We start from the raw sequence: 19,437 nt of genomic DNA, 5'->3' as shown, positions 1-19,437 counted from the left end.
CGGTCGTGGTGCTTCGCGACGTTCGACGGCGGGCGGGCGACCGCAAGCGGTGATGACTGCGGCGTCCATCAGGTGGCGATGTCCGGGTACGGCAGCGAAAAGTGCGCCAGCCGGCGGGCGTACTCCTTCTGGAAGCCCAACGGTTCGGGGTGGTCGCGTTCGAACATCGCGATGAACAGGGTGAGGGTCAGGAACGGGTGGGCACCCAACTCGAACAGCTTGACGTAGTCGTGGGTGGCCAGGGCCTCCCGCTCGACCTCGTCGAACCGCAGCCAGGTGCTCGCCTCGGGGACGTGACAGTTGAGGATCTGGTTTGCGCGTTCAGCCTCCCACCAGGTGACCGTGCCGCGCGGGTCGTCCCGGTAGCGCTCGACCAGCTCCGGGTCGCGGTCGACCGTGTAGAGGAACTTGTTCACCAGGTACCTGCTCATGCCGCCGCTCCGTTCGGATACCAGGTGAAGTACGCCTCCATGGTGTGGAACAGGTCGAGCGTGTCAACGTAGTCGGCCTTCGCGCCCTCACCAGCCACGCCCATCATCAGCATGAAGTCCATGAAGCCGTGGGTGGCGTTGCCGGGGGCGTGCAGGCTGTCCAGGGTCACCTCGGACAGGCAGCCCTCCAGGTCGCCGCTGGCGATCCACTCCACCGCCCGGCGGTCGAACTCCGGGTCGGGGCCGTGCGCGCCGAACTGCCGTGGCCCGCCCAGTTCCAGCGACAGGTGCCCGGTGCCGACGACGGCGACCCGCTGGTCGCCGGGCCAGGACTCGACAAGCTCGCGGATCGTCCGGCCCAACTGCACGAAGCGTTTCGGCTGTGGCAGCGGCGGGGCGAAGATGTTCGTGTAGACCGGCACGATCGGCAGGTCGGCCTCGGGCCGCAGGGTGATGATCGGGCAGGTGATGCTGTGGTCGATACGCAGCTCGTTGCTGTACGCCAGGTCGAAACCGGCGTCGAGGCCCTCGCGCAGCAGGTACGACGACAGGTCTTCCTGGCCGCGCAGCACCATCCGGGGCAGGCCGAACTCGCGTTCCTCGTTGTACCAGTTGGCGTCGTAGAACGGCGCCTTGCCGATGAGGAACTGCGGCATGTTGTCCAGCCACAGTTGGTGGAAGTGGTCGGAGCCGACCATCACCAGCACGTCCGGTCGGGCCCGGGTGAGCGTCTCCCGGAACGCGGTGATCTTGCGTACCCATTCGTCGGCGAAGGGTGGCCGGTCCTCGCCTTGGGCGGTGCTGGCCCGGTAGTAGAAGGGGTGGTGGGTGGAGGCGATGACCGCGGCCAGTGTGGCCATGGACGGCTCCTCTCAGGACGGGTCGGGGGTGGTGTAGGCGGCGTTGCGGTCGACGGTCAGGTAGACGTCCATGCCGATCGGGGTGCGGCGTTCCTCGGCCAGGTGCCCGAGCAGGCCGGCGGCGCGGGCCAGCAGCGCGAAGCCGCGCAGCAGGTCGACCGGCAGGCCCAGGTCGGCCAGGGCAGCACCGCAGACCCCGGCGCCGTTGAGCGGCAGGGTCCGGCCCAGCACCTCCGGGTGGACCCGGCCGATCGCCTCGAACAGCCGAAGGTGCGGCCCGCGCAGCTTCTCCTCCTCGGCGAGGCGGATCAGCACCGGCGTACGCGGGTCCTCGGTCTTGTGCACGGGGTGGCCCAGTCCCGGGACCAGCCGCCGGGCGGCCCGGGCGGCGGTGACGGCGTCGCGGGCCAGGTCGTCGAAGCCTGCGTCGTCGGTGGGCAGCGGGCCGTCGACGGCGGCGAGCGTGTCGGCGAGGAACCGGCCGCAGTCCTCGGTGACGCCGAGGAAGCGGGAGCCGCCGCCGAGCAGTCCGGCGGCGAGCGCCCCCTGAAGTGACTCGGGGGCGCTGAGGTAGGTCAGCCGGGCGGCGATGGCCGTCGGCGTGAACCCGTGGTCGGCGAGCGCGACAAGCACCGCCTCGAAGACGCGTACCTCGGACGGGGTGGGGCGGCGCTGCGCGACAAGCCAGAAGGCGAGTTCGCCGAAGCCGACGTGGCCCATCAGGTCGGCGGCGAGATCCTGGCCGAGCAGCCGGATGCTGCTCGCGTCGGAGGTGCCGATGGAGGTCGGGAAGCTGGTCACGGCTGGTCCTGCCTCTCGGTTAGCCAGGTACGGATCTCGGTGCCGTGCTCGTCGAGACCGGGCGGTGGCAGGTCGTAGCGGGCCGGGGTGGCGGAGAAGGTGATCGGGTGCCGGACGCTTGGCACCGCGCGGTCGCCGGCGCCGACCTCGACGACGGGATTGAGGTTGAGTTCGTCGGCGAGCGCCACCCCGCCGTCGATGGTGTTGATCGGGGCGCACGGCACGCCCGCGGCGATCAGGTCACGGAACCAGTCGTCCTTGCCCCGGGTACGCAGCCGCTCCAGCAGGAGTGGACGCAGTTCCTCGCGGTTGGCGGTGCGGTCCTGGTTGCGCCCGAAGCGTGGGTCGTCCACCAGCTCCGGTACGCCGAGCACCTCGCAGAGCTTGGCGAACTGACCGTCGTTGCCGGCGATGACGACAAGCTCGCCGTCGGCGGTGGGCAGCGGCTCGTACGGGAACAGGCTCGGATGCGCGTTGCCCATCCGGTAGGGCACGGTGTCCCCGGCGACGTAGGCGCTGGAGTGGTTGACAAGTCCGGACAGCGCCGAGGAGAGCAGGTTGACCTCGACGTGCTGGCCGTGTCCGTCCGCGCCCCGGTGGTGCAGGGCGGCGAGGATGCCGATGGTGGCGTGCATGCCGGTCATCACGTCGAAGACGGAAATGCCGGCCCGGTACGGCGAGCCGTCCGGGTCGCCGGTGAGGCTCATCAGGCCGGAGATGGCCTGCACCATCAGGTCGTAGCCGGGCAGGGCGGCGCCGGGGCCGGTGCCGAAGCCGCTGATCGAGGCGTAGACGACCCGGGGGTTGGCGGTGGCCACCGTGTCGTAGTCGAGGCCGAAGCGGCGCAGCCCGCCCGGCTTGAAGTTCTCGATCAGCACGTCGGCCCGGCCGGCGAGGGCGCGGGCCACCGCCAGGTCGTCGGGGTCGCGCAGGTCCAGGGCGATGGACCGCTTGTTGCGGTTGATCCCCAGGTAGTAGGTGGAGACGCCGTCGCGTACCGGCGGCATCCAGGTGCGGGTGTCGTCGCCCCCAGGGCTCTCCACCTTGACCACCTCGGCGCCCATGTCGGCCAACAGCATGGTGGCGTACGGCCCGGCCAGGATCCGGGAGAAATCGGCGACCAGCAGGCCTCGTAGCGGCCCACCACCCGCCGTCGGTTCCGGTTCGCGTCCGTGCTCGGTTGCCATCGACATCCCACTCCCGACCGCCAGGCGGACATCTGTCCGTGACTGCCGAGTATTCGAGCGGAAGTGCGCCATGTCAACCGTTGACACCTGCCGGAACCGACGCTCACACTAGCGCCCATCGCAGGTCCGCCCACAGTACGGACAGGTGTCCGCTAAGTGGCCGGACCGACCACCGCTGGGAGTTGACCGCCATGAGCGCATCCGTATCAGGCCCGAGTCCCGACCGTCCCCTGCTGTTCCGCAACGGCCTCGTCCTGACCATGGACGACACGCGCCGCGTCCTGCCCGACACCGACGTCCTTGTCGTCGGCGAGCGGATCGCCGACATCGGCGTCGGGCTGGCCGCCCCCGACGGCGCCATCGAGATCGACGCGTCCGGTGGCATCCTCATGCCCGGAATGATCGACACCCACCGGCACATGTGGCAGACCGCGATGCGCGGCTACGGTGCCGACTGGACACTGACCCAGTACTTCGTCTGGTACTACCTGGAGTCCGGCAAGCTGTTCCGCCCCGAGGACATCTACGCCGGCAACCTGCTCGCCGCCATCGAGGCGATCGACGCCGGTGTCACCACCACCGTCGACTGGTCACACGGCCTGCAGAGCACCGACCACGCCGACGCCGCAGTGGACGCCCTGCGGGAGGTGCCCGGCCGCTTCGTGCTCGCGTACGGCAACATCCAGCAGGGACCGTGGGAGTGGTCGACCAGCCCGCAGTTCCGCGACTTCGTCGAGCGGCGTTTCCACAGCCGGGACGACATGCTCGGCCTGCAACTCGCCTTCGACGTGACAGGCGACCCGGCCTTCCCCGAGCGGGCCGCGTTCGAGGTGGCCCGGGAGCTGGACCTGCCGGTCACCACGCACGCCGGGGTGTGGGGTGCGACAAACGACGACGGCATCCGGCTGATGCACGAGAACGGCTTCATGACCCCGTCCACGGTGTACGTACACGCCGCGACGCTCACAAACGATTCGTACCATCGCATCGCCGCGACCGGCGGCTCGGTGTCGGTGTCGACGGAGAGCGAGCAGAGCGCGGGGCAGGGCTACCCGCCCACCTGGGCGCTGTGCCACCACGACATCCCGGTGTCGTTGTCGATGGACACAAGCGTCTGGTGGAGCGGCGACCTGTTCTCCGCGATGCGGACCACGCTCGGCGCCGACCGTTCCCGCGAGCACCTGGAGGCGCACGCCAGGGCCGACACCGTCACCCACTGCCGGCTGCGCGCCGAGCAGGTCGTGGACTGGGCCACCCGGGGCGGCAGCCGCGCGCTCGGCCTGGACGACGTGGTGGGCAGCGTGGCGACGGGCAGGAAGGCCGACCTCGTACTGATCAAGAACGACCGTTCACCGGTGATGTTCCCGATCCTCAACCCGTACGGCCACGTCGCGTTCCAGGCCCAGCGCGGCGACGTGCACACAGTCGTGGTCAACGGTCGGTTGGTCAAGCAGGACCACAAGCTCCTCGGGGTGGACCTGGCCAAGGCCCGCCGGCACGTCGAGCAGACCATCGACCACCTGGTCGGCGAGATGGGCGCCGAGGCGTGGGCCAAGGGCATGAACCCCGACATCCCGGAGACGAAGATCCAGGAGAACCCGTACACCTACACCGAGTGGGACGCCGGCTCGGCGCAGTGGAAGCATTGACCGGCAGGTGACCCTCGGAAGGCAGGCAGTGATGGCACGCGACGCCCGACCCGACTTCATCGAAGCCCTTGCTCGTGGCCTCGACGTCCTGCGCTGCTTCCAGCCCGGTCGACAGGTGATGACGCTCAGCGAGATCGCCGGTGCGAGCGGGCTGGCCCGGCCGACCGTCCGCCGGATCCTGCTCACCCTCGAGGACCTCGGCTACGTACGCTCCGCCGAACGTGGTTACGCCCTCACCCCCCGGGTGCTCGAACTCGGCATGACGTACATCAACGCGTTGGGCGTGTGGGAGGTCGCTCGGCCACACATGCAGCGCCTCGTCACCCAGACCAACGAGTCGACGTCAATGGCCCAGCTCGACGGCAGCGACATCGTCTACGTGACCCGGGTCGCCGTACCGAAGATCATCACGCTGGCGGTGACCATCGGCACCCGCTTCCCCGCCACCGCCACCTCGATGGGCAAGGTGCTGCTCGCCGCCCTGACCGACGACGAACTCGACAGACTGCTCGCGGTACCCGGCCGCTCCGGCATCACCCCCCGCTGGCAGCCCGACCGGGCGGCTCTCGACGCGTCGCTGCGCGAGGTGCGGGCCCGGGGCTGGGCCCTCGCCGACGAGGATCTCGCCCCGGGCATCAGGTCGGTCGCCACAGGAGTCCGCGACGGCCAGGGCCGGGTGGTGGCCGCCATCAACGTCACAGTCCACGCGGCCGAAACGTCGGTACGCACCCTCACCGAGGAGCACCTGCCGCGCCTGCTCTGCACCGCCGCCGACATCAGCCAGGACTGGGCCCTGCTCGACGCCGTACCCAACGCGCTCCAGGACGCGGCTCTTCAGCCGCGCTGATGCTCCGCGAGCCGGTCGACGGGTCGGTGGTGTCGACGCTGTCGAGCTGACCGCACAGACGGATCGGCCGGGCCCCGCTACCGCCCGTCGCGCAGCGTGAGGACGTACGTCGCGGTGAGCGCGACCGCACGGTCCTCGTCGTGGGACAGTTCGGCGAGCGCGGTCGCGGCCGTGCGGCCCGGAATGTCGGCGAGCGCCTGCGTCAGCCGGCGACGTTCGGGCGGCCCGACGCTCGGGTCGGTGAGGCGCTCGACGAGTCGGGTGGCGATCTGATCCGCCACCGCGGGCTCACCGGCCAGCGCGGTCAGTGCGTCGGCCGCGTCGGCCTCGTTCGTCTCCGCGACGACCATCTCGACGAGCGTCGGGATCGCCTCGGCCACCCCGCGTGCCCCGAGCGCGATCGCGGCGTACCTGCGGACGACGAGGTCGGGGTGGGAGAGGGCGTCTAGCAGCAGCGCGGTCGCGGCACCGTCGGGGATCTCGGCGAGGGACTGGACGGCGCGTTTGCGTACCTCGGCGTCGGGTGCGTCGAGGCCCGGGGCAAGCAGCGCCGGTGCACCGTCGGCCGCCTGCGCCAGCGCCCAGCGCAGGGCACCGGCGACGTTCGGATCCGCCTCGCTCAGTACCGCCTCGACAAGTGCCTCCACCGGCACCGTCGCCTCGCCGGCCGAGGACAGGGCGGCGCGTTGGCGTCGTCCGGCGTGCTCCGAGCCGAGGGCGTGGAGCAGGGCGACGGTCTGGAGCACGTCCGCCCAGTCGGCGGGTTGCGCGGCCCCGATCCGACGCAGGCGGGTGAGCAGTTCCGTCTGCACCGCGATCCGCTCCCGGGTCTGTTGGATCAGGTCCGCCACGAGCTGTGCGGGGGTGAAGCCGGGATCGTCGAGCGCCCACCGGACCTCCCGCAGCGACAGCCCCAACGACCGCAGGCTCTCGATGTGGAAGATCCGCCGGATGTCGTCGCCGGAGTACTCCCGGTATCCGGCTCCGCTGCGTCCCGTCGGCTCCACCAGGCCGAGGGACTCGTAGTGCCGGAGCATGCGGGCGCTGACGCCGGAGCGTCGGGCCACCTCACCGATCAGCACCGCCGGTCACCGGGTCCGATCGTTGCCGCCGAGGGCCACCACGCGCTTCGCCTCCTCGATCGCGAACTCGAAGCCGGCGTCCGGGTCGTCGAGCAGACGTTCCGTGGCGATCGCGTGCTGTCGTACCCCCGGGTCGGCATCCCGTGCCGCGGCGTGCAGGATCGGCGTGCTCACCTCATCGAGCGCGATCAGTGCCCGGCTGAGGCTCAACTGTGTCTCCCGCCCGCCGCGCCCGAGCTGAGTCGCCAATACGGCGGCCAGTTCGGCCTGCTCGCCGTCGGGTACGAGGACGACCGCCGCCCGCCAGGCGCTGCGGGCCACCTCGTCGTCGGCGTCGGTGAGCAGCGCCCGGGTGATCGCCGGCCACGCCCGCCGGTCCCCGATCTTGGACAGCGTGTGCAGCGCCTGGCTTCGGGCCTGGGCGGTTCCGGAGCGCAGTTCCTCGACGAGTCTGGGGACGGTCAGTGCGGCCGGGTGGCGGGCGAGAGCCCAGGTGAGCATCTCGCGCACCGAGAACTCGGGCTCGACGGCGCATCGTGCGACGAGCGTGTCGACCGCCCCCGGGTCGGGGGTCGTGCCGACGGCCAGCGCCGCCCGCAGCCGCACCGACGGGTTGTCGCTCTCCAGCCCACGGAGAATCCGCACCGTGTCCGTGGCCGCCTTCGGCGTGTTCATCCGGACCACCTCCTCGGCACAGTGAAGACCTTGTCACTCTGTCAAGGTCAAGCCGTGGGCGCCGGCAGATTGCCCAGGCACCCACGGCTCGCCGAGGCGTCCGGTCAGCGCTTCGGTGCCTTGACCTTCTGCTTGTTGTGGTTGTTGCCCCGACCGTCGGGCTTGTAGTTCTTCTCCACGTTGCCGGCCGCGTCCACCGAGAACCAGTGCACTGTCGTGCCCACGGGGATGGTCAGCGTCTCGCCGCCCTCCCGGATGCCGGCCGAGCCGTAGAGCGTGGAGTCGTAGGTGGGTCGGCTCCGGTCGAGGGTGTAGAAGACCGCAGCCGGTTCGCTCGTGGAGAAGGTCACGTCCACCATGCCGGGGGTAGCGCTGGCCCGCACCGACAGTGAACTTGTCGGCTTCTTCTTGTCAGTGTCGAAGTCCCTGGCCACCCGCAGCATCTCCACCAGGCCGTTGGAGAACTCCATCGTCTCGGCGTGCGCCTCCTGCCAGACCGGCTGGAACGAGGTGCCGACCTCGAAGTTCCAGGCGTAGATGCCGTACTTGTACCAGAGCATGTCACCGGAGTTGCCGGCCGCCGAGTACAGCACGTCGGCGATCGGTCCGGTGCGGGCCGGGGTGACGGCGAGGTTGCGGTGCCGCTTGATGGCGGTGAGGATCCGTGACGACGCGCCCCAGAACAGCGACTCCTCGGCCAGCGTCGGTCGGGGTGCGGAGATCCGGCCGGGGGTGGCGTACGAGCCGGGCGACCACATGAAGTAGTTGCCGGACGAGTGCAGGTTCATCGAGAACTTGACGTTCGGCCGGGCGGCCAGCCAGTCGACGTTGCGGTTCTCCGGCTCCGACAGCTCGCTCGGGCCGGCGTAGGTGCCGCTTGTGCAACTGGTGGAGGCACCCGAGTAGCCGTCGAAGAGGCTGTACTCGGTGTAGTTGCGGTTGTTGTCCACGCCCCACGAGTTGCGGCCGAGGAAGTCCGCCGACCCGTCCTGCGGGCAGTGGTTGGTCATGTTCTTGCGCTGGGAGTTGAAGTCGTAGAACGAGTAGTGCCCGCCGTCCGGGTTGATCGACGGGGCGATCCAGATGTCGAGGTTGTCGACAAGCTCACGGGTCTTCCGGTCGTGCGCGTAGTTGCGCAGCAGCCGCTCGGCGGTCTCGATGGTGACAAGTGGCGGCACCCACTCCCGGGCGTGTTCCTGCGCGTACGCCAGCACTCCGAGCCGGGAGCCGTCGCGGTGCTTGCCGATGCGGATGGCGTACACCGGGTGCGGGTCGCGGGAGACCGCCGCCGGTGCGGCGAGGCCGTCGGAGAGCGCGGTCCGCGCGGCCGGCGCGACCACGCCGGTGCCCGGGCTGCCCCGATAGGTGTACGCGGTCAGCAGCGTCCCCGCCTGCGCGTTGAGCGCGGCGACGACCTGCTCGGCGGTGCTGGTGACGGTGCCGCTGCTGTCGGTGGCGAGGTCGACGCGGACCTGGGTGCCGGTGACCGTGACCGCCAGGGGTGCGTCGGCGACGCCGGGGTCGGCGAGTTCGACGGTGACGTCGTTGCCGCCCTGGTGGCCCCAGGCCAGCGAGTCGACAGCTACCCGGCTGGCGGTGGCGGTGCCGAGTACGGCCTGCGCCTTGCGCCGGTAGCCGTTGGTCCGGTACGGCAGCTCGACGATCTCCGAGATCTTCGGGTACTGCGCGGCCAGGGCTTTGATCCGGTCGTACAGCTCGGTGGGGGTCAGGTAGCTGGCCACGAAGTCCTTCATGTAGCCCGGCCCCTCGGGGTCCTTCGGCGGGATGGGCAGCCACTCGTTGACCTTGGCCACCGCCACGTCACCGCTCGGGCTGGTGATCCGCACGTACGCGGGACGGCTGGTCACCTGCGCCGCGCCCCGGTGGTACAGGTAGGCGCCGGCGTCGACGAAACGGGAGATCGTCTGGCTGCCGCCGGAGCCGATCTCGGTGCCCGGCCCGCTGTCCCGCTCGACTGTCAACGGGCTCGCGTCGGACTGCCCCTGCGCCCACTTCGCCTCGACCGAGAGCACCTGCGTGTCTCCGGAGGTGTAGTAGTCCGCCCTGATGATTCTTACGTCGGAGACAGTGGACCGGGCGGAGAACTCGGCGGCGGCGGCGTACTCCTGGTTCTCGGCCAGGTGGGCGGCGATGGTGGCCTCCCGCTCGGCCACCCGCTGCGCCGCGTCCTCCGCCGTGTGCAGGACCTTGCCGAAGGTGAAACCGGCCCGGCTCAGCGTGTCGACCTCGTTGCCGGTCACCACGGCGTGCACGACGATGCCGTCCCCGGTGTGGGTGACGTGGTGATCGAGGTCGACACCAGTGGCCACGAGCGCGTCCAGCTCGGCGCTGTCGGCGAGGATCACCTCGACCACGCTGGCCCGCTCGTCGGCGAGCCGGCCGAGGTCGGCGGGCGCGGTCACCGGCGCGGCGGCCTGCGGCACGATCGCCGCAGCCGGATTGACGAGCAGCAACACGGCCGCCGAGGCGGCCAGGACGGTGGCGGCGGGCAGCTGGGGTCGCCAGCGCAAGCCCGAACGGACCTTGGACATGAGGCGGTCGCCCCTCTTCTCGGCGCGCGGCGCGGGTGCAGCGTTTTCAGCGCGGGTACGCCGGGCTGCCAGCCTGCGGGGACAACCACGGCGACGCGCTCGGCGGTCGACGCTGCCCGCATCGCCGATCACGCAGCGTCACGCATCCGGATCGTTGGGGTGATCGAGTTGCCGACATCCTTCGCCCGCAGATAGGGGTCTGTCAATCACTGGCGGCCCCGGCCCCGGTGACCGCGCCCACCTCTGCCGGCGGTCCCGGATCTGGCGTTTGGCCTGCGTGCAGACTGGAGATCAAGAGCGTGAGGCTCGACTACGAGGGGGATCACGCATGTCCGAGAACGCCATCGATCGGCACAGTCATACGGCCGACCGTCCCGCTGACGTCACCGACCCGCTGCTGTGGCGGCTCGCCTTGGACGTCGCCGACGCGCACGCACCGGGCGAGGACGGTGGCTGCACCCATCTGCTGTGCGCCGGGCAGAACTGGCCATGTGAACCGTGGCAGCAGGCCCAGCGGGCGTTGAACCTCGCCCAGGGTGGCAACGCCGACGAGACAACGGCCCCGGCCGCCGACCCGCACGAGACGTGGGCCGCGCCGAGCGCCCAGCCGACCTGGTCGACGGACGGCTCTCGCCGCCAGTCCGCAGCAGCCTGAGCGAGCCGGCCCGGCCAGGGCTGTCAATGTAACGTTGACGCGTGCTCGACCCGCTCGATCGACTCGCCGGCATTCCGGCCACCCGGGACCAGCTCGACGACACCGAACTCGATCTCATCGACCGGGCCCGGCAGGCCGGCGCGACCTGGACCCAGGTCGGCGAGGCCCTCGGCCTGGGGAGCCGGCAGGCCGCCGAGCAGCGCCGCCAGCGCCTGGCCGCCGCCCGTACCGCCCGCCGCGCGAGATCCGACCGGCACTGGCCGGCCGAGGTCGCGGTGCTGCGGGGGCTCCTCACCGACCTGCGCCGCTGGATCGACGCCGACCGTCGCTGGGATACCCGTTTCCCCCGGGCCGCGCTGACCCGACGCACCACTGTGCTCGCCCTGGAGGCCGATCCGGGCGGCCTGTACGACCTGGCCGCCCGGATCCGCGCCGACCTGCCGGTCGCTGATCCGGGACTGCCCGCCCCGGTACGCGCCGTCGCTCGCGACCTCGCCGAGGCACTGTCAACACAACGTTGACATAGGTCTCCGGCTATTGCCCGGATGCGACTCAAGACCCGACGCTGTGAGCCACTCTGACTCAATTCCGGAGGGCTCGTGCGGCGCAACGCGATCCTGTTCGTGGCGGTGTCCCTGTTGTCCGGCCTCGGCGGCAGCGCCATGGCCCTGGTCGCCGGCATCTGGATCCTCGACCTCACCGGCTCCCCCGGCCTGGCCGCGCTCGCCGGTCTCTGCGGCTACGCACCCACCCTCGCCGGACCGTGGCTCGGCGTTGTGGTCGACCGGCTGCCCCGACGCCCGGTCGTCATCGTGGCCAACCTGACCGTCGCCGCCACCCTGCCCAGCCTGCTCGCGGTCCGTGGCCCCGACCAGGTGTGGCTGCTGTTCTGCGTGGCCACCGTCTACGGCATCGCGTACGTCCTGGTCGACGCGGGCGAGAGCGCCCTGCTGCCGGCCGCGCTGTCACCGGTGCACCTGGCCCGGGTCAACGGGTGGCGCTCCAGCGCCCAGGAAGGCATGAAGCTTGTCGCTCCGCTGGCCGGCGCCGGACTCTACGCCTGGCAGGGGGGACACCTCGTCGCACTGCTCGCCGCCCTGTTACCGGCCCTCGCCGCGGCCGGCTACGCGGCGCTGCGCCTGACCCGTCCGCCAGCCACTGTGGCGTCCCACGATCGGGGGGTTCGCGCCGGGCTCACCGTCCTGGTCGGCTCGGCGTCCATCCGACGTCCGGTGATGCTCGCCGGGGTCGCCATCGGCATGTCCGGCTTCACCACCGCCGCCGGGTACGCGGTTGTCACCGACACGCTCGGCCGGCCAGCGACGTTCCTGGGCGTCCTGCTCAGCGCCCAGGGCGCCGGCTCGGTCGCCGGTGGACTGGTGGTCGGCCGGATGATCGCCCGGTTCGGCCCGACGGCCGTGGGACTGACCGGCGCCGGACTCTTCGCGGTCAGTTGCCTGATCCGGTGCCTGCCCTGGTGGCCGGGGGTGGTCACCGCGTCGGTGCTGGCCGGACTCGGGCTGCCGTGGGCGCTCGTCGCGGCCGTCACCGCCGTGCAGACACACAGCCCCGACGCGCTGCTCGGCCGGGTCGCCGCCACCGCCAACACGCTCATGTTCGGGCCGATCGCGGCGACGACTCCGCTCGGCGCCGCCGCCGTGCTGCTCGGCCCCCGGCCACCGCTCGTCCTGGCCGCCGCCGTCTGCCTCACCGCCTGCGCGCTGACCTGGCGACGTCCGGCCGACGATCGCTACTCGACCGTCGCGGTCAAGCCCTCGCCGCCACGGCCGTCCGCGATGAGCGCCTCGACTCGCGCCGCCACCTCTGCTAATCCGCCGTCGCCGAGACGTCGGTCGGCCCGCAGCGCGATGAGATGACGGACGACTGTCAAATGTTCGGTGAGGTCTGCGGGACCTGGCGGGTAGGTGCCCCGCTGCATCTCCGAGACGGTGGCGGGAACCGTCGCCAGGACATGGTTGAGCTGGGTACTCGCTGTGCGGGAGAACTCCACCACGTCGACACCAGCCGCGCGTGCCGTTTCCAGGGCTCGAAGCAGGCCAAGTTGGGCGTCGTACCAGACGCCGAACAGGGCGAGGTCCCACACCGCAGCAGCTTCCGGCGCTTCACCGACAAAGCGTGGCGTGCTCAGCAGACCGAGGATCGCCCGGTGCTGTTCGAAGGCGTACGGAGATCCGCTGTACAGGATGGTCGCGGTACCGGTGCCGATCATCTCGGGCGAGGCTTGGATCCCCGCGTCGAGGTAATGTGCGCCTCCGCTGGTCACCCGCCGGGCCACCACCCGCGCCTCACTGGCGGTCCCCGTGTACATCCCGACAACCGTACGCCCGGACAGGTCCATGTCGATCTGGGCCAGGCACTGCTCTACCGCTGCGAAGTCCTTGAGCGTCAGGAGCACGAGGGAGCTTGCTGACACTGCCTCCCGAACGGACCGCGCTGGTAGCGCCCCGGCGGCCACCAGGTCGGTTGTGCGACCTTCGGTACGGTTCCACACCGTGACATCGTGCCCGCTTCCCAGGAGCCGAGTTGCCACCGCAGTACCGATGGCTCCGGTGCCGATGACCGCGACCGTGGCTGCCGATTTCTCGATTCCACCCATGGCACGATCATCAGACCTCAACCTCGCTTGAGGTCAAGCGGACGGCGTCATCGTTGGAACGTGGATAGGGTGAGGCGTGACCACGATCCTGGTGCCCTACCACCAAGATGAGCGACTGCTGGACGATGAGATCCCGGTGTCGGCGGACCTCACTGTTCGGTCGCAGGTGCTCGACGGTGATGCCTGGCGGCACGTGGCGGGGGTGTGTTCCGCTACTGCGGCGGCAGTGTCGCCGCTGGTGGCGGCCGGCCGCGTACCGGTGGTGCTCTCCGGCGACTGTCTGGTCGCCGGCGGCACCGTCGCCGGGGTGCAAGGAGCGGGAGTGGACCCGGCGGTTGTCTGGTTTGACGCCCATGGCGACGTGCACACCTTGCAGACGAGCACATCGGGCTATCTGGGCGGTCTTTCGCTGCGCCTGCTGAACGGTGCGCATCCCGACAGGTACGCCGAGGTGATCGGTTTGCGGCCGGTGCCGGCGGAGCGCACGGTGTTGGTCGACGCGCGGGACCTGGATCCTGCCGAGGTCGAGTATCTGGCGGTAAGCCCGACCCGCCGGATCCCGGTCTCCGAGGTTTCCGCGGACACCGTGCCATCCGGGCCGCTCGTCCTGCACATCGACGTGGATGTCATCGACTCGGGCGAAGTGCCCGGTCTCCGTTACCCGGTGCCGAACGGACCGCCGGCGGACGCTGTTCTGGCCGCCTGCGCGCGGCTGTTCGCGACCGGCCGCGTGGTGGCGTTCGATGTGGCATGCCCGTGGTTGCGGACTGATGACGAGGGCCAGCGGGACATTCGCAGGCGGCTGCTGTCCCGGCTGACGGCTCTCGCCACCCGCTGAGCCGCAGCCCAGCCAGGGTGGACACGACGGCGGTGAGCCGGGGATCAGATGGTGAAGCCGCCGTCGACGTTTATCGTCGCCCCGGTGATGTAGCGCCCGTCCCTGCTGGCCAGGAACGCCACCGTGGCAGCCACGTCGGCGGGGTCCGCGTAGTGGCCGAGGGCGGTGAATCCGGTGATCGTCTCGGCGTTGGGGCCGTCGACCGGGTTCAGCGCGGTGTCCGTGGGCCCTGGGTTCACCAGGTTGACGGTGATCGCCCTGCCGCCGAGTTCGCGTCCGAGTGCCTTGGTCAGCCCGATCAGGGCGGTCTTGCTCATGGCGTACAGCGAGAAGCCCGGGAAGACCGCACGCTCGGCGACATTGCTGCCGATGTTGATGATCCGCCCACCGGCCGACATGTGACGCACCGCAGCCTGGCAGGCCACGAACGGCGCCCTGACGTTAACCGCCACGGTCTCGTCGAACTCGTCCAGGCTCAGCTGCTCCAGCGGGCCGAGCAGGAACGCGCCGGCGTTGTTGACCAGGATGTCCAACCGACCCCATTCGCCGGCGACCCGGTCGACCGCGCCGACCACGGCCGCCGGGTCGGCGCTGTCCGCCCGTACGGCGACAGCCCGCCGTCCCGCTGTCCTGATCTGATCCACCATGTCGTCGGCGCGTTGCTGGTTCCGGTGGAACGTCAGCGCCACGTCGGCGCCCTCCTCGGCGAGGCGCAGCGCCACCGCCGCGCCGATCCCACGACTACCACCGGTGACCAGAGCCACCTTGCCGTCAAGTGCGTTGTTCATGACGCAAAGCCTGGTCGACCGAGAGTCACCTGTCCGGCGGTGATCGGACGCCGCGTTCGCCTACGACACCAGTGGCCCAATTGGCCGCGACAGCGCCCTGCGTGACAGCACAGACGGTTCAGCTCGACAGGGCCGGCACACCCTGAGGGTTCGCCGCCATCCTGCTCCGGCCCCTCGCCCACGTCTCGACAGGCAGGTCACCGGCACGAGGATGCCTGGCGTTCGGCGTCGCCCCAACCCGGACTCACTGCGGCGCGGCGGGTGTCTCCTCGGCGTCCCGGTCGGGGCAGCAGACGGTCAGGGCGGCGGGCACGGCGCGAACCTTCAGCTTCCGGGCTGTGCTGCGGGCGCCGCCGTCCAGCTCGTAGGTCTTCGGCTCGGCGAAGCGGACCTTGACCTTGCGGCCACGGGTGATCCGCACGAACTTCGAGTCGTCGGAGCGGCCGGTGGCCATCTTGCCGAGGGTGCGGGCCCAGTCGACGGCCCCGCTGGCGGTGGAGACCCCGACCTCAAGCGCGCCGCTGTCGGGGCGGGCGTCGTCGAAGGCGGGGATCCCGCCGGTGATGGTGCCGACGTTGCCGAACAGCACGCAACTGGCCTCGCCGTCGAACCAGAGGGCACCGTCGACGGTGATCCGGGTCCGGGTCAGCTCGCCACGCACGTGGCGCAGCCCGGTCCACACGTAGGCGAGCCGACCGAGGCGGCCCTTCATCTCCCGGTCGGCCTCGCGGATGAGGTCACCGTCGAAGCCGGCGCCGGCCATCACCGCGAAGTGCTCACCGTTGAGTTTGCCCAGGTCGAGCCGGCGGTGCTGCCCGTGCAGGCCGATCCGGACCGCCTCCCGCAGGTCCTCGGGAATGCCCAGGTTGGTGGCGAACAGGTTGGCGGTGCCGGCCGGCAGGATCGCCATCGGGGTCCGGGTGCCCGCCAGGGTGTCGGCGCAGCGTTGGACCATGCCGTCGCCGCCCCAGACGAAGACCAGCTCAGCGCCCTTGTCGAGGGCCTTGCGAACCTTCTTCGGCGCCTTGCGGCTCTTGGGCACCTCGTACCAGAGCAGGTGCTCGACGCCCGCGCCGACCAGCACCGCCCGCAGTTCGTCCAGGCCCCCACCGAGGGTCTTCTTCCGGTGGGCCACCACCGCGACGGTGCCCACCGCCACGGCGGGGGCCTGCGGGCTGTCCGGGTCCACCATGACACTCGCGCTCATGACTGCCGGTGTTACCCAGCCACCGCGCGCTTGACGCCTGGTCCAACGGCTGACCGCCGCGACGCGACTCGCCCCGACCGGTGCGACGAGCGGGCCGGGGCGAACGACGCGGCGGTACGGCTACAGGGTGCGGGCGAGACGGTCGGCGAGTATCCGGGCGAACCGCGACGGGTCGGCCAGGTCACCGCCCTCGGCGAGCAGCGCGGTGCCGTAGAGCAGCTCGGCGGTCTCCGCCAGGGAGTCACCGGTGCCGCCCTGTTCGTGTGCCTTGCGCAGGCCGGTGACGAGCGGGTGGGTCGGGTTGATTTCCAGGATCCGCTTGACCTTCGGCACCTCCTGGCCCATCGCGCGGTACATCTTCTCCAGCGTCGGGGTGAGGTCGTGCGCGTCGCCTACCACGCAGGCCGGCGAGGTGGTCAGGCGGGACGACAGCCGGACCTCCTTGACGCTGTCGGCCAGCACCTCGCCCATCCAGCCGAGCAGGTCGGCGTACTCGGTGCGCTGCCGCTCACGTTCGGCCTCGGCCTCGGTGCGCTCCTGCTCGGTGTCCAGGTCGACCTGCCCCTTGGCGACCGAGCGCAGCGTCTTGCCGGCGTAGCTGCCCACCCGCTCGACCCAGACCTCGTCGACCGGGTCGGTGAGCAGCAGCACCTCGTAGCCCTTGGCGCGAAACGCCTCCATGTGCGGGGAGTTCTCGATGGTGGCCCGGTTCTCGCCGGTGGCGTAGTAGATGTCGGTCTGACCCTCACGCATCCGGGCGACGTAGCCGGCCAGGTCGGTCAGCTCCGCCGGGTCATGGGTGGAGGCCGTCGACAGGATCTCCAGCAGGATGTCCTGGTTGTCGGAGTCCTCGAGCAGGCCCTCCTTGACCGCCGGTCCGAACTCGGTCCAGAAGGTGCGGTATCGCTCCGGCTGGTCGGTCTTGAGGTCCTTCACCGTGGCGAGGACCTTCTTGACCAGGCGGCGGCGTACGGCCCGGATCTGCCGGTCCTGCTGGAGGATCTCCCGGGAGATGTTCAGCGACAGGTCGTGCGCGTCCACCACGCCCTTGACGAAGCGCAGGTAGTTGGGCATCAACGCGTCGCAGTCGTCCATGATGAACACGCGCTTGACGTACAGCTGCACGCCTCGGCGTCCCTGCGGGGAGAACAGGTCAAGCGGGGCGTGGGTGGGGATGAACAGCAGCGCCTCGTACTCGAAGGTCCCCTCCCCCCGCATGTGGATGGTCTCCAGGGGGTCCGCCCAGTCGTGGCTGACGTGTTTGTAGAACTCGTGGTACTCGGCCGGCTCGACCTCGCCGCGCGGCCGGGCCCACAACGCCTTCATCGAGTTGAGGGTGACCGTCTCGGTGGTGGCCGGGGCGTCGTCCGCCCCGGGACGCTCGACGGTCATCCGGATCGGGTGGGCGATGAAGTCGGAGTAGCGCTTGACGATCTCCCGGATCGTCCACTCGGCGGTGTAGTCGTGCAGGTTGTCCTCGGCGTCGGCGGGCTTGAGATGCAGGGTCACCGCCGTGCCCTGGGGGGCGTCGTCGAGTTCGGTGATGGTGTAGGTGCCCTCGCCGGTGGACTCCCAGCGCGTACCGCCGCTCTCGCCGGCCCGCCGGGTGACCAGCTCGACCCGCTCGGCGACCATGAACGAGGCGTAGAAGCCGACGCCGAACTGGCCGATCAGCTCCTGTGACGCACCGGCGTCCTTGGCCTCCCGCAGCTGCCGCAGCAGCTCCGCAGTGCCGGACTTGGCGATCGTGCCGATGACGGAGACCACCTCGTCGCGGCTCATGCCGATGCCGTTGTCCCGCACGGTGAGGGTACGGGCGTCCCGGTCGACCTCGATGGCGATGTGCAGGTCGCCGGTGTCGACGGCGAGATCCTTGTCGACCATCGACGCCAGGCGCAGCTTGTCCAGCGCGTCGGAGGCGTTCGAGATCAGCTCGCGGAGGAAGACGTCCTTGTTCGAGTAGATCGAGTGGACCATCAGCCGAAGCAGCTGACGCGCCTCGGCCTGGAACTCTAACGTCTCAGCCCGGTCGTTCACACCAAGTCCCTTTCCGGTCGTCGCCACGACGCTTCGCGGAAAGGATACGAGCCGTCGCGCTGCGCGTGCGTCGGGTGGTCGGTCTGCGGACTCCGAGACCATGCGACACCACAGCTGTCACCTGTCGGTGCACGGCCCGACGCCGGCCCGCCCCGCCGTCAGGACAGGCCGGCGTCAGGACAGGCCGGCGTCGGGAGATGGTCAGCGTCGACGGCCGTAGACGCCGACGACCAGCGAGACACCGACGGCGGCGAAGGCGATCTGGATGAACAGCTCGATCCAGTCGATGCCGGCGGTTTCGTCGACGCCGAGGACGCCGGCGAGCAGCGTGCCGAGGATCGCGGCGACGATACCGATCAGGATGGTGAGCAGGATCGGGATGCGCTGGCGGCCCGGCACGACGAGCCGACCGAGGGCGCCGATGACCAGACCGATGAGGATGGCGGTGAAGAAGCCACTGATTTCCACGGGAGTGTCCCTCCGACGTCGAACGTGAGCGTCACAGGTGCCCCGCCGGACGCTGGTGTCAAACGCCGCGATCGGTCGTCGACGGGCTTTGTCACGCAACCGTCGTGCAACCGCGGTACACCCGTCATCCGGGTGCTCAGCGCGGATTGATCAACACGGCGTAGTCGGCCCCGCTGAGCGGGCCGGATGACAGCGAACCGTCCGCCCGTGGGACGCTCAGCGGTGCGCCGCCCTCCAGGAACAGCACCGCGTCGACGTCGGTGCGCGCGCTGAGCGTGCAGACGATCTGGCCGTACGCCAGCCGCCCGTCGCTGCGGCCGGTGTCCACCGCGGTCAACCCGACGGTGACCCGGGCCACCCCGTCGACGAGTTCCACCACCGCGCTGGTGAAGGCACCCGGCAGGGCACTTGTCAGTCCGTCGTCGGATTCGGTGGGGGTCGGCCCGGCCAGCAGGCCGCGCAGTTGCGCGTCGAGGGCGGGCACCTGGTCGACTCGGCGGATCACCGGCACCAGGCGGTCGTCGCGGGAGAAGTAGAGCGTCTCGGTCACCGCGCCGGTCTCGGCCGCCGTCGGCGCCGCCGTGGCGGTGGACGGGAACGGGACGGGTGGCGGGGTGACCGCCCGGGGCCGGTCCTCGGCGGGCACCCCGCACCCCCCGACAAGTACGAGCACGGCGGCCATCAGCACGAGCCCGGCCCGCCGCGCGTCCCGGAAGAAACGAGGCGTCCACCTGCCCCGGACG

At 70.6% G+C, this 19,437-nt stretch carries 18 protein-coding genes and 1 pseudogene; 6 read left to right on the top strand and 13 right to left on the bottom strand.

Features of this window, described 5'->3' with window-relative positions:
- Positions 1–68: 68 nt before the first annotated feature.
- From CLT74_RS06050 to CLT74_RS06035, 4 genes are read right to left on the bottom strand one after another with little or no spacing between them, the layout of a single operon-like run.
- Positions 69–431 (bottom strand): hypothetical protein, encoded by a 363-nt coding sequence (locus CLT74_RS06050; RefSeq protein WP_099845666.1) that lies wholly within the window; start codon positions 429–431, stop codon positions 69–71.
- Entirely contained in the window at positions 428–1,291 is an 864-nt protein-coding gene (locus CLT74_RS06045; RefSeq protein WP_099845665.1) for a DODA-type extradiol aromatic ring-opening family dioxygenase, read from the bottom strand. Before CLT74_RS06045 ends, CLT74_RS06050 begins: the two co-directional genes overlap by 4 nt.
- 12 nt (positions 1,292–1,303) lie before the next feature.
- A complete protein-coding gene (locus tag CLT74_RS06040; protein WP_099845664.1) occupies positions 1,304–2,092 on the bottom strand; it encodes a citryl-CoA lyase in 789 nt (262 codons plus the stop codon).
- A complete protein-coding gene (locus CLT74_RS06035) occupies positions 2,089–3,279 on the bottom strand; it encodes a CoA transferase (RefSeq protein WP_099851388.1) in 1,191 nt (396 codons plus the stop codon). Before CLT74_RS06035 ends, CLT74_RS06040 begins: the two co-directional genes overlap by 4 nt.
- Positions 3,280–3,470: 191 nt before the next feature.
- Between CLT74_RS06035 and CLT74_RS06030 the strand changes: the two genes are divergently transcribed.
- Positions 3,471–4,928 carry an amidohydrolase family protein gene (locus tag CLT74_RS06030; RefSeq protein WP_099845663.1) on the top strand — a complete coding sequence of 486 codons (1,458 nt, stop codon included), beginning with the start codon at positions 3,471–3,473 and terminating at the stop codon, positions 4,926–4,928.
- 31 nt (positions 4,929–4,959) lie between these two features.
- On the top strand, positions 4,960–5,775 hold the full coding sequence (locus tag CLT74_RS06025) for an IclR family transcriptional regulator domain-containing protein (protein ID WP_099845662.1): 816 nt from the start codon (positions 4,960–4,962) through the stop codon (positions 5,773–5,775).
- A gap of 77 nt (positions 5,776–5,852) precedes the next feature.
- On the opposite strand, the gene CLT74_RS06020 is transcribed toward CLT74_RS06025, so the two are convergent.
- The 3 genes from CLT74_RS06020 to CLT74_RS06010 form a co-directional block, all read right to left on the bottom strand.
- Entirely contained in the window at positions 5,853–6,857 is a 1,005-nt protein-coding gene (locus CLT74_RS06020) for a MerR family transcriptional regulator (RefSeq protein ID WP_099845661.1), read from the bottom strand.
- Between the two features lie 6 nt (positions 6,858–6,863).
- Positions 6,864–7,532, bottom strand: coding sequence for a HEAT repeat domain-containing protein (locus CLT74_RS06015; RefSeq protein ID WP_099845660.1), 669 nt, complete (start codon positions 7,530–7,532; stop codon positions 6,864–6,866).
- 104 nt (positions 7,533–7,636) lie between these two features.
- A complete protein-coding gene (locus tag CLT74_RS06010; protein WP_099845659.1) occupies positions 7,637–10,084 on the bottom strand; it encodes a M14 family metallopeptidase in 2,448 nt (815 codons plus the stop codon).
- A gap of 328 nt (positions 10,085–10,412) precedes the next feature.
- Here CLT74_RS06010 and CLT74_RS30700 point away from each other — a divergent pair, with 328 nt between their 5' ends.
- The 3 genes from CLT74_RS30700 (at position 10,413) to CLT74_RS05995 (ending at position 12,616) form a co-directional block, all read left to right on the top strand.
- On the top strand, positions 10,413–10,739 hold the full coding sequence (locus tag CLT74_RS30700; RefSeq protein ID WP_199172121.1) for a hypothetical protein: 327 nt from the start codon (positions 10,413–10,415) through the stop codon (positions 10,737–10,739).
- Positions 10,740–10,780: 41 nt separating this feature from the next.
- Positions 10,781–11,260 carry a hypothetical protein gene (locus tag CLT74_RS06000; protein ID WP_099845658.1) on the top strand — a complete coding sequence of 160 codons (480 nt, stop codon included), beginning with the start codon at positions 10,781–10,783 and terminating at the stop codon, positions 11,258–11,260.
- A 78-nt stretch (positions 11,261–11,338) separates the two neighbouring features.
- A complete protein-coding gene (locus CLT74_RS05995; RefSeq protein WP_099845657.1) occupies positions 11,339–12,616 on the top strand; it encodes an MFS transporter in 1,278 nt (425 codons plus the stop codon).
- On the opposite strand, the pseudogene CLT74_RS31150 reads toward CLT74_RS05995, so the two are convergent.
- A pseudogene (locus CLT74_RS31150) lies at positions 12,553–13,356 on the bottom strand (NAD(P)-dependent oxidoreductase); the annotation flags it as partial. The gene CLT74_RS05995 and the pseudogene CLT74_RS31150 overlap by 64 nt on opposite strands.
- A 76-nt stretch (positions 13,357–13,432) precedes the next feature.
- Here CLT74_RS31150 and CLT74_RS05985 point away from each other — a divergent pair.
- On the top strand, positions 13,433–14,194 hold the full coding sequence (locus CLT74_RS05985) for an arginase family protein (RefSeq protein ID WP_099845655.1): 762 nt from the start codon (positions 13,433–13,435) through the stop codon (positions 14,192–14,194).
- 44 nt (positions 14,195–14,238) lie between these two features.
- Here the strand turns inward: CLT74_RS05985 and CLT74_RS05980 are convergent, their stop codons facing one another.
- From CLT74_RS05980 to CLT74_RS05960, 5 genes are all read right to left on the bottom strand, one after another.
- On the bottom strand, positions 14,239–14,982 hold the full coding sequence (locus CLT74_RS05980; protein WP_099845654.1) for a 3-oxoacyl-ACP reductase family protein: 744 nt from the start codon (positions 14,980–14,982) through the stop codon (positions 14,239–14,241).
- Positions 14,983–15,226: 244 nt separating this feature from the next.
- Positions 15,227–16,189: a diacylglycerol kinase family protein gene (locus CLT74_RS05975; protein ID WP_099845653.1), complete on the bottom strand. Its 963-nt coding sequence runs from the start codon at positions 16,187–16,189 to the stop codon at positions 15,227–15,229.
- 120 nt (positions 16,190–16,309) lie between these two features.
- On the bottom strand, positions 16,310–18,226 hold the full coding sequence (gene htpG, locus CLT74_RS05970; RefSeq protein WP_099845652.1) for a molecular chaperone HtpG: 1,917 nt from the start codon (positions 18,224–18,226) through the stop codon (positions 16,310–16,312).
- Between the two features lie 201 nt (positions 18,227–18,427).
- Positions 18,428–18,694 carry a GlsB/YeaQ/YmgE family stress response membrane protein gene (locus tag CLT74_RS05965; RefSeq protein ID WP_099845651.1) on the bottom strand — a complete coding sequence of 89 codons (267 nt, stop codon included), beginning with the start codon at positions 18,692–18,694 and terminating at the stop codon, positions 18,428–18,430.
- Between the two features lie 136 nt (positions 18,695–18,830).
- Positions 18,831–19,376 carry a GerMN domain-containing protein gene (locus CLT74_RS05960; RefSeq protein WP_486582699.1) on the bottom strand — a complete coding sequence of 182 codons (546 nt, stop codon included), beginning with the start codon at positions 19,374–19,376 and terminating at the stop codon, positions 18,831–18,833.
- Positions 19,377–19,437: the final 61 nt, after the last annotated feature.

Source organism: Verrucosispora sp. CNZ293, from assembly GCF_002754655.1.
The sequence above is the reverse complement of the archived record's forward strand: the minus strand, read 5'-3'. Positions and strand labels throughout refer to the sequence as shown.

Coding starts and splice junctions, on each gene's coding strand:
- CLT74_RS06050 (WP_099845666.1), bottom strand. CDS start 431: ATGAGCAGGTACCTGGTGAACAAGTTCCTCTACACGGTCGACCGCGAC.
- CLT74_RS06045 (WP_099845665.1), bottom strand. CDS start 1,291: ATGGCCACACTGGCCGCGGTCATCGCCTCCACCCACCACCCCTTCTAC.
- CLT74_RS06035 (WP_099851388.1), bottom strand. CDS start 3,279: ATGGCAACCGAGCACGGACGCGAACCGGAACCGACGGCGGGTGGTGGG.
- CLT74_RS06030 (WP_099845663.1), top strand. CDS start 3,471: ATGAGCGCATCCGTATCAGGCCCGAGTCCCGACCGTCCCCTGCTGTTC.
- CLT74_RS06025 (WP_099845662.1), top strand. CDS start 4,960: ATGGCACGCGACGCCCGACCCGACTTCATCGAAGCCCTTGCTCGTGGC.
- CLT74_RS06015 (WP_099845660.1), bottom strand. CDS start 7,532: ATGAACACGCCGAAGGCGGCCACGGACACGGTGCGGATTCTCCGTGGG.
- CLT74_RS06010 (WP_099845659.1), bottom strand. CDS start 10,084: ATGTCCAAGGTCCGTTCGGGCTTGCGCTGGCGACCCCAGCTGCCCGCC.
- CLT74_RS30700 (WP_199172121.1), top strand. CDS start 10,413: ATGTCCGAGAACGCCATCGATCGGCACAGTCATACGGCCGACCGTCCC.
- CLT74_RS05980 (WP_099845654.1), bottom strand. CDS start 14,982: ATGAACAACGCACTTGACGGCAAGGTGGCTCTGGTCACCGGTGGTAGT.
- CLT74_RS05975 (WP_099845653.1), bottom strand. CDS start 16,189: ATGAGCGCGAGTGTCATGGTGGACCCGGACAGCCCGCAGGCCCCCGCC.
- CLT74_RS05960 (WP_486582699.1), bottom strand. CDS start 19,376: ATGGCCGCCGTGCTCGTACTTGTCGGGGGGTGCGGGGTGCCCGCCGAG.